The sequence below is a fragment of the Rhizobium sp. 10N414 genome, from assembly GCF_056394785.1.
Window position 1 is genome coordinate 1 of the sequence record NZ_JBFTIN010000072.1, and the last position, 15,608, is coordinate 15,608.

At 61.6% G+C, this 15,608-nt stretch carries 15 protein-coding genes; 9 read left to right on the forward strand and 6 right to left on the reverse strand.

Going from position 1 to position 15,608, the window contains the following annotated elements; genetic code table 11:
- Window positions 1–182 precede the first annotated feature (182 nt).
- Window positions 183–659 (forward strand): DUF6644 family protein, encoded by a 477-nt coding sequence (locus AC1DE4_RS30870; RefSeq protein WP_113472113.1) that lies wholly within the window; start codon window positions 183–185, stop codon window positions 657–659.
- 15 nt (window positions 660–674) lie between these two features.
- Here the strand turns inward: AC1DE4_RS30870 and betA are convergent, their stop codons facing one another.
- The 3 genes from betA to betI form a co-directional block, all read right to left on the reverse strand.
- Window positions 675–2,327 carry a choline dehydrogenase gene (gene betA, locus AC1DE4_RS30875; protein WP_477884662.1) on the reverse strand — a complete coding sequence of 551 codons (1,653 nt, stop codon included), beginning with the start codon at window positions 2,325–2,327 and terminating at the stop codon, window positions 675–677.
- Window positions 2,328–2,433: 106 nt separating this feature from the next.
- A complete protein-coding gene (gene betB / locus AC1DE4_RS30880) occupies window positions 2,434–3,903 on the reverse strand; it encodes a betaine-aldehyde dehydrogenase (RefSeq protein WP_113472111.1) in 1,470 nt (489 codons plus the stop codon).
- The gene (gene betI / locus AC1DE4_RS30885) at window positions 3,900–4,499 is read right to left on the reverse strand and encodes a transcriptional regulator BetI (protein WP_018116475.1); all 600 of its coding nucleotides are present in this window, start codon (window positions 4,497–4,499) and stop codon (window positions 3,900–3,902) included. The genes betB and betI overlap by 4 nt, the downstream gene beginning before the upstream one ends.
- A gap of 142 nt (window positions 4,500–4,641) precedes the next feature.
- Here betI and AC1DE4_RS30890 point away from each other — a divergent pair, with 142 nt between their 5' ends.
- From AC1DE4_RS30890 to AC1DE4_RS30905, 4 genes are all read left to right on the forward strand, one after another.
- On the forward strand, window positions 4,642–5,190 hold the full coding sequence (locus tag AC1DE4_RS30890) for an HdeD family acid-resistance protein (RefSeq protein WP_018858468.1): 549 nt from the start codon (window positions 4,642–4,644) through the stop codon (window positions 5,188–5,190).
- A gap of 182 nt (window positions 5,191–5,372) precedes the next feature.
- Window positions 5,373–5,615, forward strand: a complete 243-nt coding sequence (locus AC1DE4_RS30895; RefSeq protein ID WP_112660907.1) for a ribbon-helix-helix domain-containing protein — start codon at window positions 5,373–5,375, stop codon at window positions 5,613–5,615.
- A gap of 103 nt (window positions 5,616–5,718) precedes the next feature.
- Complete coding sequence (locus AC1DE4_RS30900; RefSeq protein ID WP_477884669.1) at window positions 5,719–7,524, forward strand: GGDEF domain-containing protein; 1,806 nt, start codon at window positions 5,719–5,721, stop codon at window positions 7,522–7,524.
- A gap of 78 nt (window positions 7,525–7,602) precedes the next feature.
- Window positions 7,603–8,598 carry an NAD(P)H-quinone oxidoreductase gene (locus tag AC1DE4_RS30905; protein ID WP_477884663.1) on the forward strand — a complete coding sequence of 332 codons (996 nt, stop codon included), beginning with the start codon at window positions 7,603–7,605 and terminating at the stop codon, window positions 8,596–8,598.
- Here the strand turns inward: AC1DE4_RS30905 and AC1DE4_RS30910 are convergent.
- Both AC1DE4_RS30910 and AC1DE4_RS30915 read right to left on the reverse strand, forming a co-directional pair.
- The gene (locus tag AC1DE4_RS30910; protein WP_477884664.1) at window positions 8,595–9,809 is read right to left on the reverse strand and encodes an MFS transporter; all 1,215 of its coding nucleotides are present in this window, start codon (window positions 9,807–9,809) and stop codon (window positions 8,595–8,597) included. The two genes, AC1DE4_RS30905 and AC1DE4_RS30910, sit on opposite strands and share 4 nt — an antisense overlap.
- A 206-nt stretch (window positions 9,810–10,015) precedes the next feature.
- Window positions 10,016–11,449, reverse strand: coding sequence for an MFS transporter (locus AC1DE4_RS30915; RefSeq protein ID WP_477884665.1), 1,434 nt, complete (start codon window positions 11,447–11,449; stop codon window positions 10,016–10,018).
- Between the two features lie 107 nt (window positions 11,450–11,556).
- Here AC1DE4_RS30915 and AC1DE4_RS30920 point away from each other — a divergent pair, with 107 nt between their 5' ends.
- The 3 genes from AC1DE4_RS30920 (at window position 11,557) to AC1DE4_RS30930 (ending at window position 14,170) form a co-directional block, all read left to right on the forward strand.
- On the forward strand, window positions 11,557–12,177 hold the full coding sequence (locus tag AC1DE4_RS30920; RefSeq protein WP_477884666.1) for a helix-turn-helix transcriptional regulator: 621 nt from the start codon (window positions 11,557–11,559) through the stop codon (window positions 12,175–12,177).
- Window positions 12,178–12,272: 95 nt separating this feature from the next.
- Window positions 12,273–13,280: an asparaginase gene (locus tag AC1DE4_RS30925; RefSeq protein WP_477884667.1), complete on the forward strand. Its 1,008-nt coding sequence runs from the start codon at window positions 12,273–12,275 to the stop codon at window positions 13,278–13,280.
- Between the two features lie 140 nt (window positions 13,281–13,420).
- On the forward strand, window positions 13,421–14,170 hold the full coding sequence (locus AC1DE4_RS30930) for a hypothetical protein (protein WP_169683895.1): 750 nt from the start codon (window positions 13,421–13,423) through the stop codon (window positions 14,168–14,170).
- Here the strand turns inward: AC1DE4_RS30930 and AC1DE4_RS30935 are convergent.
- On the reverse strand, window positions 14,145–14,900 hold the full coding sequence (locus AC1DE4_RS30935; protein WP_477884668.1) for a DeoR/GlpR family DNA-binding transcription regulator: 756 nt from the start codon (window positions 14,898–14,900) through the stop codon (window positions 14,145–14,147). The two genes, AC1DE4_RS30930 and AC1DE4_RS30935, sit on opposite strands and share 26 nt — an antisense overlap.
- Window positions 14,901–15,020: 120 nt before the next feature.
- On the opposite strand from AC1DE4_RS30935, the gene AC1DE4_RS30940 reads away from it, so the two are divergent.
- A complete protein-coding gene (locus AC1DE4_RS30940) occupies window positions 15,021–15,377 on the forward strand; it encodes a DUF4406 domain-containing protein (RefSeq protein ID WP_477884670.1) in 357 nt (118 codons plus the stop codon).
- Window positions 15,378–15,608 lie beyond the last annotated feature (231 nt).

The window sequence follows — 15,608 nt, forward strand, 5'->3', positions numbered from 1 at the left end:
GCACTCAGGTGACTGCGCGTTCCTAGATTGGCCAGCCGGTCCTCAGCAGACCCCATAAAGCAGCGGCCAAGCCCCGACTGCGAACAGAAGCAAGCACTCGGCGAGGGACTAAGCTCACAAGGGATTGACTCAAGGCCCGTTACAGAAGAACCTTTCAATTTAACCCCGAAAGGCTCTAGGCGATGGCGATCGAGTTCCTGGAATGGCTCGCCGCAACCCCGCTGTCGTCAGGGCTGCGGCGCTCGGCGCTTGTCTACATGGCCGTCAACGCCGCCCATATCCTTTCGATCGGCCTGCTGATCGGGGCGATCCTGCCGCTGGATCTGCGGCTGATGGGCTGCTTCGGCTCGGTGCCGCTGGCGGTGCTTGGCCCGTTCCTGTCGCGGGCCGCGGCTGTCGGGCTCGTGGGAGCTGCTATCACCGGCTTTGCCCTTTTCAGCGTCAAGCCGATGGAATACGCCGGAAATCTGGCCTTCCTCGCAAAGCTGGGGCTGCTGGTGCTCGGCATCGTGAACGCGGCCGTGGTCCATGCCCAGGCTGCCTGGCGGCGGGCCGTGTCAGGCTCTGCGCCCGCGTTCAGCTTGCGCCTGCAGGCGGGCCTTTCCGCGGCCGTATGGATATCCGCGCTTCTTGCCGGCCGCTGGATCGGCTTTGTCTGATGGCGATCGGCAGATTTACCGATCGCTCGTTTCCCAGCGCGGATTGATCCACGGCTCCTGGTTGGAGCGCGGCAGCGGCTGCTTGCCGAGGATATGGTCGGCAGCCTTCTCGCCGGTCATGATCGACGGGCCGTTGAGATTGCCGTAGGTGACGTGCGGGAAGATCGAGCTGTCCGCGACGCGCAGCCCGTCGACGCCGATGACGCGCGTTTCGGGATCTACGACCGCCATCGGGTCGGTTTTCGCGCCCATCTTGCAGGTGCCGCAGGGGTGATAGGCGCTTTCCAGGTGCTCGCGCAGGAAGGCGTCGATCTGTTCGTCGGTCTGGACGGCCTCCCCCGGCTGGATCTCCGGGCCGCGATACTGGCCGAAGGCCTTCTGGCCGAAGATCTCGCGGGTCAGCCGCACGCAATGGCGGAATTTTTCCCAGTCCTCGGGATGGCTCATGTAGTTGAAGCGAATGACAGGATCGGCCTTCGGGTCCGAGGAGCCGAGCGTGACGTTGCCGCGCGACTTCGACAGGTTGTAGCCGACATGCACCTGGAAGCCGTGGCTCTTGGCCGCCGCCTTGCCGTCATAGCTGATCGCGACCGGCAGGAAGTGGTACTGGATATCGGGCTGCTTGACGCCAGCCGCCGAGCGCAGGAAGGCGCAGGCCTCGAACTGGTTCGAGGTGCCAAGCCCCGACTTGGTGAACATCCATTGCGCGCCCGCGACCCCCTGCCAGAACCAGGGCAGCCAGGAATAGAGCGAAACCGGCTTGGTGCTAACCTGTTGGAAATAGAATTCCATGTGGTCCTGCAGGTTGGCGCCGACGCCCGGCCGGTCTGCCTTTACCTCGATCCCCATTTCCTGCAGATGCGCGCCGGGCCCGATGCCCGACAGCATCAGGAGCTTCGGCGAATTGAAGGAGGAGGCCGAGACAATGACCTCGCGGTTCGCCTTGACGATCTCGATCTTGCCGCCCCGCTCGATTTCGACGCCGGTTGCCCGGCCGTTCTCGATCACCACCTTGTGGGCGTGGCCGTAGACGACCTCCACGTTCGGTCGTTTCAGCGCCGGTTTCAGATAGGCTGACGCGGCCGACCAGCGGCGACCGCCGAAAATCGTCTGCTCCATCAGTCCGAAGCCTTCCTGCTTCGAGCCGTTGTAGTCCTCGGTCGCCTCGAAGCCTGCCTGCTTGCCGGCCTCGATGAAGGCGCGAAACAGCGGGTTGCGGAAGACACCGCGCTGGACGTGCAGCGGTCCATCCTTGCCGCGCCAGCCTTCCTCGCCGCCGTGGCTGTGCTCCATCCGCTTGAAGTAGGGGAGGACGTCGGCATAGGCCCAGCCTTGCGCGCCGAGCTCTTCCCAGCGGTTATAGTCCTCGGCGTGGCCGCGCACATAGACCATGCCGTTGATCGAGGAGGAGCCGCCGATCACCTTGCCGCGCGGCGCGGTGATCCGCCGGTTGTTCAGGTTCGGCTCGGGCTCGGAGAGATAGCCCCAGTTGTAGCGCTTCATGCTCATCGGCCAGGCAAGGGCGGCCGGCATCTGGATGAACGGCCCGAAGTCGGATCCGCCCGCCTCGATGACGATGACGGTATTCTTGCCGTCTTCCGAAAGCCGGTAGGCAAGCGCCGAGCCCGCCGAGCCGGAGCCGATGATGACGAAATCTGCCTGCTGCATGATGTGCTTCTTTTCCGATTCACCACCTCGTCCTCGGGCCCGCTGGAGAGCCGATCGGGACGAAGCGAAATTGAATGCTACCTGCCGGGACCGGCCGCCTGCTGCCTCAATAGGGCGCCTGCACCGGCCCCATGCCGACATAAACCGTCTTCAGCTCCGAATAGTGCTCCAGCGCGGCCAGCGAATTTTCGCGTCCGAAGCCGGATTGCTTGGAGCCGCCGAACGGGATTTCGACAGGGCAGAGATTGTAGGTGTTGATCCACAGCGTGCCCGCCTCGAGCTGGTCGACGACGCGATGGGCGCGCGTCAGGTCTGATGTGAAGACGCCGGCGGAGAGGCCGAATTCCGTCGCATTGCCGCGAGCGATCACCTCGGCCTCGTCGTCGAAGTCAAGCACGCACATGACGGGGCCGAAGATCTCCTCGCGGGCGATCGTCATCTCGTCGGTGACGTCGGCAAAGACCGTCGGCTGCACGTAGTAGCCTTCGCCGGAGACGTTGTTGGGGATGCCGCCACCGGTGACGAGGGTCGCACCCTCGGCCTTGCCCTTCTCGATGTAGGAGAGAACCTTGTCGCGCTGCGCCCAGGACACCATCGGCCCGAGCTGCGTCGCCTCGTCCATCGGATCGCCGATGGCGATCGCCTCGGTGCGGGCTTTCAACCGCTTGAGGAATTCCGCCTTGATCTTCCGCTGCACGAAGACGCGTGTGCCGTTCGAGCAGACCTGGCCGGTCGAATAGAAGTTGCCGAGCATGGCGCCGCCGACGGCGCTGTCGATATCGGCATCGTCGAAGACGATTAGAGGCGACTTGCCGCCGAGCTCCATGGTGACGTGCTTGAGGCTGCCGGCAGCGGCCGCGGCGACCTTGCGGCCGGTCGGAACCGAGCCCGTCAGCGACACCTTGGCGACATCAGGATGGTTGACCAGCAGCGGTCCCGTCTCGCGATCCCCCTGGATGACATTGTAGAGCCCCTTCGGCAGGCCCGCCTCATGAAGGATCTCGGCAATGGCAAGGGCCCCAAGCGGTGTGTTTTCCGACGGCTTGAAGACCATGGCATTGCCGGCGGCGAGCGCCGGTGCACCCTTCCAGCAGGCGATCTGCTGCGGATAGTTCCAGGCGCCGATGCCCACGCAGACGCCAAGCGGAACACGCTTGGTGTAGGCGAAATCGCCACCGAGCGGGATGTAGGAGCCATTGAGGCCGGCAGCTGCAATGCCGCCGAAGAACTCGAAGCTGTCGGCGCCTGATGTCGGGTCGGCGACGATCGTTTCCTGGATCGGCTTACCAGTATCCAGCGTCTCCAGTTCGGACAGCTCGCGATTGCGTTCGCGAATGAGGTCAGCGGCGCGCTTCAGGATACGGCCGCGCGCCGTCGGGCTCATCGCAGCCCATTCCGGCTGGGCGCGCTTGGCCGATGCGATCGCCTTTTCGACGATAGCAGGGGTTGCCGCGTGCAGCCGGGCGATGACTTCGCCGGTCGCCGGATAGATGCTTTCGATGACGCTGCCCGCGTCATCCTCGACATATTCGCCGTCGATGAAATGGGAGGCTTTCGGCTGGGCTCTGAGGGTCACTGGATCTGTCCTTTCGCAAGGGCGGCAAGCTGTGAATTGATATAGTCTTCGGTAAGCGCGATCGATGCCTCGATGCTGACAGGCGCCGACCTCAGACTTTGGCGGATGTAGAGCCCGTCGATCATCGCAGCCGCGCCTTCGGCAATGCGTTCTGCGGCATCGTAAGGGCAGAGCGCTTTCAGGTTGGCGATGAGGTTCGACTGCAGACGGCGGGCATAGATGACAAGGAAGCGCCGGGTTTCCTCGGAGCGCTGCGCCTCGGCGTAGAAGGCCAGCCAGGCGGCGATTGTTGCCGGCGCGAACTGGTCTGCCTGGAAGCTGACGCGGATGACGGCGGAGAGCTTCTCGCGCGGTGCGTCAACCGCCTTCAGCGCAGTCACGACGTCGTCGCGCAGCTGCTTGAGGAGAGAGCGGACAGTCTCGATCAGCAGTTGTTCCTTGCTGCCGAAGTAATGATGCGCCAGCGCCGGCGACACACCGGCCTGCCGGGCAATTTCGGACATGGTGACAGTCAGCGAGCCGTGATCGCCGATCACGCGCAGCGCGGCATCGACAAGCGCCTTGCGGCGAACCGGCTCCATTCCGACCTTGGGCATCGCATCACTCCATGAAGATGCCATCCAGCATAATTTTGATTGACTGATCAATCAATAAAAATCTGGCAACACTTCCAGAAGGCTAACCTCTTCCAATTCCGCGATTTTGCGGCATATTCTTTTACCAACCAGGAGGTGTGCCATGGCAGATATTTCTGATCGACTGGGTTTTTCGTCGCTGCAATCGAAATGGGGTTGGTTCGCGGCACTTGGCGTGCTGCTGATCGTCTGCGGCTTTATCGCGTTGGCAAACGTCGCGCTCGCAACCGTTGTCTCCGTCTACTATGTCGGAATCCTGATGCTGGTCGGCGGCGTGGTCTACCTGATCCACGCCTTTCAGGTGAGAAGCTGGGAGCAGGCGCTGGTTTGGGCCTTGAGCGGCGTTCTCTATCTGCTGGCCGGTTTCTTTGCCTTCGAGAATCCCCTTCTGGCATCGGCCGTGTTGACGCTGTTTCTGGCGATCGCCTTGCTCGTTGCTGGCGTGTTCCGAATCTGGGTCGGCTGGCGCATGCGCCCCGTGAAAGGATGGGGCTGGGTCCTTGTGAGCGGTATCATCACGGCGCTGGCTGGCGTGGTGATTGCGCTCGGATGGCCGGTCAACAGCCTTTGGATCCTGGGACTTTTCCTCGCCTGTGACCTTCTGCTGCAGGGTTGGTCGATGCTCGCTTTCGGTCTTGCGGTCCGTCGCTGACTTATGCCCGCAATTCACAGGCAGACATCACGGACTGTTTCCTTTTTGACAAGTATGTGAGTGGGGTCTAAAATTTCGCCCAATAAGAGGCAGCCGAGGCGGCGGCGTCGGCAATGCCGTGGACGGGTTAATCCGTCTCCCAGAGGACAGGCACTGTCCGACGAGGCAAAGGGAGGAATCTCATGCCGATGGTTACCGTATCCATTTCGCCGCTGCAGGCTGCGGATATCCGCGCCGCTGTCGACAATGGCACCTATGCGTCAAGCAGCGAGGTTGTGCGCGAGGCCCTGCGCATGTGGGAGGCCGCCCGCAAACTCGGCGGATGCCCCGAAGGCGCCTTCGATCAGAGCGGCGTCTCCCGGGGTGGCAAATGCGTCGCTGACATGTTCGCCGATCATGAGGCTGAGAACAGGCATACAGCCTGACCAAGCCATTGATTGATCGATAAAATTCGATCGAAACTGGACGTGGTTTCACAAAAGTTTCATACTCGGGAAAGGGTTCGTTGATCCTTCTCCGCCAGTTTCCCTGCGCTTGGCTGCCACCGTCGATCCGGCGCTTGTTCGTCGCTACGCCAGCGATCAGATCGTGACCCTTGCGAAACTCGTCATCGAGAACGCGTTCCAGCCCATCGTGGAAGCAGGGACGGGAGTGGCGTTCGGCTATGAATCGCTGATGCGCGGGCAGGAACGCATCGGCTTCAACTCCCCGATCGAAATCCTCGACGAGGCTCACAAGAACCAGCAGCTTATGCAACTGGAGCAGATGGTGGCAAGCCGTGCGCTTGCGAAGTTCGCAACGCTGCCGCACTTTTCCAGTTCAACACTGTTCCTCAATCTCGATGTTCGGCTGATCCCGCATGGTGAGCGCCTGGTGGAAGGCCTGCTGCAGCACCTGAAGCTCGCCAATATTCCTCCGTCTTCCATCTGTTTCGAGTTTTCCGAACGCTTCGACAATACTAGCGTGCCCGAATTTGCGGCGCTCGTATCGCTTCTCCGCAAGGCCGGCTTCAAGCTGGCGATCGACGATTTCGGTGTCGGCCACGGCGAGATGAAGCTGCTCTGCGACCACCCGGTCGATTACCTGAAGATCGACCGCCATTTCATCGCCGACATCGACAGCAGCCCGCGCAAGCGCCATCTTCTGAAAAACATCGTCCACATCGCCCATGTGCTCGGCACTCGCGTCATCGCCGAGGGCATCGAGACGGAGGCGGAATTCGTCGCCTGCCGCGAGTTCGGCGTCGATCTCGTCCAAGGCTGGTTCGTCTCCCGCCCGACCACCTATGTCACCGAGTTGCAGCCGTCGTTTCCGCACCTGTTGGACCTCGGCAAGAGCAAGCGAAATCCGCAATCGCTCGACGAGATCCTGATCCGCAAGCAGATCGAGATGCTGCCGACAGTCTATGAAAACGACACGATCGACAGTGTCTTCGAGCTGTTCCGCCGCAATCCGCAGCAGGCGTTTTTCCCGGTGCTGAATGCGAACGGCGAGCCGCGCGGTATCCTGCACGAACGCCATCTGAAGGAATACATCTACCAGCCTTTCGGTCGCGACCTCCTGAAGAACAAGGTCTACGAGCGAACGATCTCCCACTTTGTCGAGATGGCGCCGATCGTCGGGCTTGATTCCGATACCGAACAGCTAATGGCGATCTTCGCCAACATGGAAGGCACGAACTGCCTGCTTTTGACCGACAACATGCGCTATGCGGGTGTCGTGTCAGCCGCCTCGCTCATCAAGGTCATGAATGAGAAGAAGCTGAAGACGGCCCAGGACCAGAACCCTCTGACCGGACTGCCGGGCAACAGGGCGATCCGCGACTTCATGCGCGAGTCCAGCCTCGATGGCGACGAGAAGCGTCACTTCTGCTACTGTGATTTCGACAACTTCAAGCCGTTCAACGATGCCTATGGCTTCCATCTCGGCGACCACGCGATTTCGCTCTTTGCCGCCCTCATGCGCCGCTATTTTTTCGCCGAACGTCATTTCCTCGGGCATGTCGGCGGCGACGATTTCTTCATCGGCGTCCGCGGCTGGGCCAAGGAAGAGCTGACAGAAATTCTCGACCGCCTGATCAGCGATTTTCACGAGGATGTGCTCGGCCTCTATTCCGATACGGATCGCGCCGCTGGCAGCATTCGCGGCCATGACCGCGCAGGCGTCGAGGCACTGTTCCCGCTGATGCGCTGCTCGATCGGCGTGCTGGAGCTACCGGAAGGTCTTGTCATCGACGACACCAATCGCGTCAGCGCCGAAATTGCTCACATTAAGGCCGAGGCTAAGGAAAGCGAGGAGGGGCTCGTCTTCCACCTCCTGGGCGAGACGAATTGACGCCATCCGTTCTTCCTGCCTTCTCAAATCCGAAGCGCTGGACTATCTCACGTGCTTTCGGAACGAGGAGACCGGACCATGTCTTTGCCCACGCAGATGCGCTTCATCGACCTGCCGAGCTTCGGCGCGCCTGAAGTGATGCGGATTGCCACCGGACCCTTGCCGATACCGGGCGAGGGGCAGCTTCTTATTCGCACCGAGGCGATCGGCGTCAACCGGCCCGACGTCGCTCAGCGTCAGGGCACCTATCCCCCGCCCAAGGACGCAAGCCCGATCCTCGGACTTGAGATGGCGGGCGAGATCGTTGCCGTTGGCGCTGGCGTCAGAGATTTTGCCGTCGGCGACAAAGTCTGCGGCCTGACGAACGGCGGCGCCTATGCCGAATATTGCCTGCTGCCCGCCGGCCAGGCGCTCCGTTTCCCGAAAGGCTACGATGCGGCCAAGGCGGCCGCCCTCCCGGAGAACTACTTCACCGTCTGGGCCAACATGTTCCAGATGGCCGGGCTGACAGAAGGCGAGAAGGTCCTCGTGCACGGCGGCTCGAGTGGTATCGGAACGACCGCCATCCAGCTTGCGCGGGCCTTCGGCGCTGAGGTCTACGCGACCGCCGGTTCGCAGGAGAAATGCGACGCCTGCGTCAGGCTCGGTGCAAAGCGGGCCATCAACTATAAGACCGACGATTTTGCAGAGGTCATCAAGACCGAGACGGGCCACGGTGTCGATATCATCCTCGATATGATAGGTGCTGCCTATTTTGAGCGGAACGTGGAATCGCTTGCGAAGGACGGCTGCCTCTCGATCATCGCCTTTCTCGGCGGCGCTGTCGTGGAAAAGGTCAATCTAGCGCCGATCATGGTCAAACGGCTGACGATCACCGGCTCGACGCTGCGCCCGCGCACGCCTGAGGAAAAGCGCGCGATCCGGGACGATCTCCTTTCCCAGGTCTGGCCGCTTCTCGATGAAGGCAAGCTTGCGCCTATTATCGATACCGTCGTTCCTTTCGAAGACGTCGCCAAGGCGCATCGGCTGATGGAAACGAGCGGTCACATCGGAAAGATCATGCTGCGGATCTAGGCCGGTCGCGGGACCGGTCGGGGGGCTCTTTCAAGGAACAGCAGTAGGCCAACCGAAGCGAGACCGACCACGGCGGCAAGCAGTCCTGTGCCTGAATATCCTGTGAAGCCGGTCCCGGCGGCGAAGATCGACGCACTGATGCCGTTTGCGATGAACGTGTTGACCGAGACCAGCGAACTGCCGAGTCCCGGGCGATCGGCAATCAGATCCTGCAGGTAGGTGATCGGTACGCTGAGGATGGCTGCAGCACCGCAGGCGTTGACCAGCACGAGGGCATAGATCTGCCAGGGCGCCGAGGCAAAGCTCAGCAATATCAGATACAGACAATAGATGAGCGCTCCGAGCGCAAGCACATGCACGTTGCGGAAGCGCCGCTGCAGCGCGCCCCACATCAGCATGAACGGCATTTCCAGGAAGGCGACGAGGCCGGCCATGAAACCGACATCGACCACCGTGCCGCCTGCGGCATCGGTAATGATCAACGGCGAAACGACACTGTTCAACCGCTGCAAGCCGAGCAGCAGCGCCATGAGGCAGACCCTCACCAGCACATGAGGGGATAAAATCCTGCCGAGCGACGAGAAGAAGCCGATATTCAGGGAAGGGGAGGCTGCGCCCGCCGGCGCAGGCTTGGCCACGAACAGGTAGAGGCAAAAGCAGGTCAGGCTCGCGAGAGCCGCAATGCCATAGGCCGGTGTCATCGATTGCGAATTGATGAGGTACAGGCCGATCAGGCCAGGCGCCAGCGCCCAGGAGCCCGAGAACAGCGCGCGAACCGTGGACGTGATCGCTGCAGCCTTTCCGCGGTCCATCGTGTTCGTCGTCGCGCGGATACTGGCAAACAGGATCGAATAGGTGGAATTGCTGATGGGGATCAGCACCAATATGCCGAACATGAAGACTGCGGCGGTGCGGAATTCGTAGATCATTCCGAAGCCGAGCATGCCGCACACCGACAGCGCCAGCACCAGCGGGCGCCGATCGCTGAGCCCGTCGGACCAGATGCCGAGCGTCAGGCTGGTAGAGACGTTGACCAGCGCCGCAAGGAAGATCAGCCCGGAATAGCTGCGGTCGGACAGGCCGAGTTCGTTGATGCCGATGATCGATTGATAAGGCATCGTCGAGGCATAGGTGAAGGCGAGCGCAACCAGCGTCAGCGCTGGGACGCGGATTTGACGATCGCGGAGGATGGACGAAAAAGCGGATGGCATGGCGTGATTCCCGATGCCACTGATATAAACCAGTAGTGTGCTTTCGAATAACCAGAGTTTGTGATGGCAGCGGTCAAATCACGTGATGGGTGGTCCCATGCCGTGATCGCGGCCGGTCGACAAGAGCCGATCCGCCCAATCGCTGGGATGGAAACGAGCGGTCACATCGGCAGATCATGCTGCGTTTGTGACCGCTCGCACGTCGCTCACCGGGCCTGCCGTTCGGCGGACGACGAGAGGGTCAGAGACGTTGCGACGGCGATCAGGCCTGGAAGGGCCATCAGGACGTAGAGCCAGTGGGCAGCCGAGACGCTGCCGGCAACCCCGCCAGGGTTCACCAGTCCGGTGCTGTTGACGATCACACCGGCGACGGCGGCGCCGAAGGCGCTGCCGAGGGACTGTACCGTCGAGATCGCGACCGAGGCCTTGTCCTGTTCGGAGTTATCGACAAGGCTCAGGACCTTGGTCACCAGATGCGCCCAGCCAAGGCCAACACCGAAACCCATTAGGAACATGCCGATGACAGCCGGGCCGAGAATGGCCAGGTTGCCCGATTGGTTATCCGCTGCGAGGAAGATGGTCAGCGAGGCAACCGCAATCATCTCGATCACGCAGCCGGCGGCGATCGCGGCGCTGGCACGCTTTTCGGACAGCGTTGCGCTGAAGAAGGCGGCAAAGGTCCAGCCGAGCGCGACAAGGGCGGTCAGATAGCCTGACACCAGCGGCGTCACGCCATGCAGGGCCTGCAGGAAATAGGGTATGTAGATGTCGCTTGTGAGCATCAGCAGCAGCACGAACATCGTCAGGTAGACACGTGCCACAGGCTTTACGAGCGTGACCGCGCCTGTCGGGAGGAGGCGGTTCCTGCCGCGCCGTTCGACCCATAACATGGAGACGATCGCGACAATCGATGCTGCAATCAGCAGTGCTTTGAAGCTTGTCACATCGATCGTTCCGGCAATGCTGACCAGCATCACGGCGGCAAGCAGCAAGGCAATCTGCAGGATCGGGGTCTTGCCATGGGCGCGGTCATCCTCGGCGCGTGGCAGCAGCCAGGGCGCAAGCGACGCCATCAGCACGCAGAGCGGAACGAGCACCATGAAGGCGTGGCGCCACGCGTTGCCTTCGGAAAACAAGCCGCCGAGGCTGGGTCCGACCAGGGTCGAGACACCCCAGATGGCGGCATAGAGGGTTGATGCCTTCTGCCACAGCGGCTCTGGGTAGGCGAAGCGAATGAAAGCATAGGCAAGCCCGGCAAGAATACCGGCGCCGAATCCCTGTACCGTACGCCCGGCCAGCACAAATGGCATTGCCGGGGCAAGCGCGCAGACCAGGCTGCCGGTGCCGAAGATGAGCGCGCCTGCGACGTAGACACTGCGCAAGCCGATGCCTCGAGGACGCGTCGCGACAAAGATCGACCCCAGGACCGCAGCGGCAACGAAGAGCGTCGTCATCCATGACAGCAGTTCGAGCCCGCCGATGTCGCGCACGATCGACGGCGCGATTGTCGCGGTGATGTAGGTCTCAACCGCGTAGAGGGTGACGCCACCGCCGAGCATGAGTGTCGCGGGCAAAAGCGGCGCGGAAAACAGGTGAAAGACGGATGGCCTGTCTGCGGAAATCTCTTCAATGCCGGTCATGTCTAATGCCTTGTGTGCTTCCCGGGATATGCATTATTTTTGCAAGTTATTATTTGGAAAAAATACACGGCCATGCTATTAAAGCAAGTGTAAGCTTGGAAAAATAAATGAGACAATCCCCGGCCAACCGAATCCTGCTGCTAATCAAGACGGAAGGACCTCAGCTTGCCGCGACACTCGGCTCAAAGCTCGACATATCGTCGGAAGCCGCCCGTCAGCAATTGACGAAGATGGCGGAGGATGGGCTGGTCGAAGCAGTGAACGAAAGCGCGACCGGCAGGGGGAGGCCGAGACAGCTCTGGAACCTGACTGCTGCCGGCAACCAGACCTTTCCCGATGGCCATGCGGAACTCACCGCCACGATCCTGAGCACGCTGGTCGCGCAGCTGGGGACGCCGGCCCTGGATGCCGTCATTTCCGCCCGCGAAGCAGATATCCTCAAGCGCTACCGCAAGGAAGTCGACGCTGCCGACACGGGATCGCGTGTGCGGCAGCTCGCCGCCATACGCACCAGCGAAGGATACATGGCCGACAGCTGGGAAGAGGCGGACGGTTCGCTTCTGCTTGTCGAAAACCACTGCCCGATCTGCGCCGCCGCAAGCGTCTGTGCCGGTTTTTGCCGCTCCGAGCTGGAGACATTTCGCGCCGTCCTCGGCGCCAAGGTCGAGCGCGAGGAACATATCCTGCTCGGCGCCCGCCGTTGCGCCTATCGCGTCACGCCGCTTTGAGCGGCGCCGCGGTACAGGAGTCGACGAAAGGCAATTGCTTTATCGACGCGACTCGCTATGCGTGACGCATCTGCCTACATGATCAGGACCAAGCCATGACCAATCCCGTCACCGTCGAAGTCACCCGAGGCTCGCTCGTTGAAAGCCGCCATCGCGGCGCCGTCGTTGCCGTGGATGGTGATGGAAAGATCGTGTTCTCGATCGGCGACATCGACGCGCCAACCTTCCCGCGTTCTGCCTGCAAGGCGATGCAGGCGCTGCCGCTGATGGAAAGCGGTGCTGCGGACGCCTATGGCTTCGGCGACAAGGAACTGGCGCTGGCCTGCTCCTCGCACAATGGCGAGGACGAGCATGTGGCGCTCGCCGCCGCCATGCTGGCGAAAGCCGGTCGCGATGTCGAAACGCTGGAATGCGGCGCTCATTGGTCCTCGAGCCAGAAGGTGCTGATCCACCAGGCGTGCACGATCGACAAGCCGACGGCATTGCACAACAACTGCTCCGGCAAGCATGCCGGCTTCATCTGCGCTTGCTGCCATCAGGACATCGATCCGAAGGGATATGTCGGCTACGACCATCCGCTGCAGGCCGAAATTCGTGGCGTCATGGAAAGCCTGACAGGTGCGGCGCTTGGCCATGGCAATTGCGGCACGGATGGCTGCTCCATCCCGACCTACGCCGTTCCCCTGCGTGGCCTGGCGCTTGGCTTTGCCAAGATGGCGACCGGCAATGGCCTCGAGCCGCTCCGCGCCAAGGCTTCCCGGCGGCTGTTTGATGCCTGCATGGCCGAGCCCTTTTATGTGGCCGGAACCGGCCGTGCCTGCACCGCGCTGATGGAGGCCGCACCTGGTCGCATCTTCGCCAAGACGGGGGCCGAGGGTGTCTTCTGCGCGGCGATCCCCGAGCAGGGAGTCGCGATAACAGTCAAATGCGACGACGGCCATTCGCGTGCCTCCGAGGCAATGGTTGCCGCCGCCCTCAGCCGATTCTTCGGCAAGGAAGATGCGATTCGCGCGCGCCTGGCCGCCATGGCGACCGTCCAGATGCACAATTGGAACGGTATGCATGTTGGTGATATTCGCGCGACGGCTGCGTTGACTGCATAAGCCGTTCCGGAACGGGACAGTCTCGCTGCGAAAATAGAAGTTGCTAATGTATGTGAAACTACAGCCCACGAGAACGGATGCGGTTTTTGTGGGCTGAGTTACCCTTTTGCCCAGTACATCGAACGCCATGAGGGCAGGATATGTTTGCGGGCCGCTATCTTTGGTGGATGTTGATCGCCATCGCGATCTTCCTCTTCTTCACCATGTGTTTTGACTACGTGACCTGGCTGACGGTCGTTTCGTCCGGCTGCGCGCGGATCGCCGGCTCCTGCGGGCCGATCATCGTCACCATGACCGGTTCCATGAAACCGTCGGGCGTCTACCTAGCGGGGGGCATCATCCTCGTCGTGACGCTTGCCCGCATCCACTATCTGTCGATGAACTGGATCTGGGGCGTGATTGTCGCAATCTGGTTCGTTGCATCGGCGCCGTTTCCGCTGCTCCTCGCCAACGGCTGGACCGGCCAGTTGAAGCCGGAGGCCGTGCTGGATGGGCTGCCGGTGGCGTTCCTGTTTTTTGTGATCTTCTGTGCCTATATCGGCTGGTCGTTTGAAGAGAGTGGCGCGCGGCCGTTTGGTGCGTGGCGTGCGCTGCGCGCAATCATTTCCGTCACCGCCGTCTATGGCGCGCTATTGGCGCTGTCGGAAGCACCCGCCTTCGCGACCATCCCGGGTCGTGTGCTTGGCGAGATGCGGCTTTCGACGTCAATTGCTGCGCTACAGCCCGGATTGCATGACGTCCTGACCCTCTGGGCCGGCCGCGACACGTTCGCCTATATCGTCTTCGCTGTCTTTGTCGTCGGTCTCGCTGCGAGCCTGTTGCCACAGAACCTCGAGGAACTCAGGGCGCGCTTCGTCCCGCCGTTCATGCTTCGAGGATCTCGGCAGTAAGATTGCGATAGGGCTCTATGGCTGCCGATGGGATATCAGAGGCGACGATCAGCCCCGATACGCCTGAGATCGGAAGGACCTGGCAGGGAGAGACGTGATCGAACTTCTCCTCCGTTAGCGGCACGTAGGTTTCGGCCGCGCAGGATGCGATGTGCCGCTTGATGGCCGCCTCCTCGAAGTCGCCTGTCGACAGCCCGTGTACGGGATGCACAGCCGTCACGCCGAGAAAGAACATACCCGGCCGAAGCTGCGAGATCGCGGCCATCGCAACGGCGCCGACCGCGACCATCGAGTGCTTGTAGAGCTTGCCGCCGATCAGGATGACGCTCGCCGTCGGGTGGTGTTCCAGCTCCGCAGCGATCGTCGGACTGTGCGTCGCGACCGAGAACGCAAAGTCGCGCGGCAGTTGCCGGGCAATCTCCGCCGTCGTCGTCCCGCCATCCAGAAAGATCAGCTGCCCGGGTTGCACGAGCGAGGCGGCCTTTCGCCCCAACCGCGCCTTCGCCTCGGACGAAACACTCTTTCGCGTCGAGAAATCCGGCAGCTCGGGCGCAACAGGCATCGCCCCGCCGTGAACACGCTTCAGCAAACCTTCCGCCGCCATCTCCCTGAGGTCGCGGCGGATCGTGTCCTCCGAAAGCGAGAAGTCTTCGGCGACACGTTTGGCAATCACCTGGCCGTCTCGCCTGAGAATATCGAGGATCAACGATCTGCGCTGGGTCGTAAGCATGCCTTCATCCCGTATTTGCACGAATTATCATGAAATTGCACGAAATGAATCGACAATCAAGAAATATCGTGCAGTTATCGGCCATCTCGTGCATGAAGCCGAGGGAAATGGAGCTTGATGATGTTGATCTTGATTGCTGGTCCCTACAGGTCCGGAACCGGGGATGACCCGGAAAAAATGGCTACCAATCTGCAGCGGCTGGAGCAGCCCTCGCACAGGCTGTTCCAGGCGGGCCATGTACCGATGATTGGGGAATGGGTGGCGCTCCCCGTGTGGAACGCGGCCGGCGGCAAGGCTGTCGGCGATGATCTCTACGAGGAAATCTTCCACCCCGTTGCCGGCCGCCTGCTGCAGCTTTGCGATGGCGTGCTGCGGCTTGAGGGCGAATCGAAAGGCGCCGACAATGATGTTCGCATCGCGCGCGAACGCGGCATCCCGGTCTGGCACCGGATCGAGGATGTCCCCGGCTGTGCTTGAGGCAGGCTGACTTTTAAGAGGCCGGCTCGCCGGCCTCGATCTGTGCGTTTGCGGAGAGCCGCGCTATAAAGTCAGCATCGAAGGGAGGTGACATGAAAGAGGTCGCCTCTGGAGAGAACGGATCACTGAGATGCAGGTGATGATCGAGGGACAGTCACGCTTCCAGCCTTTCGGCTTATCCTGTTGGGGTTCGGAAAATCTCAACAGGGGAGTTGGAAGCATGACTGCCTC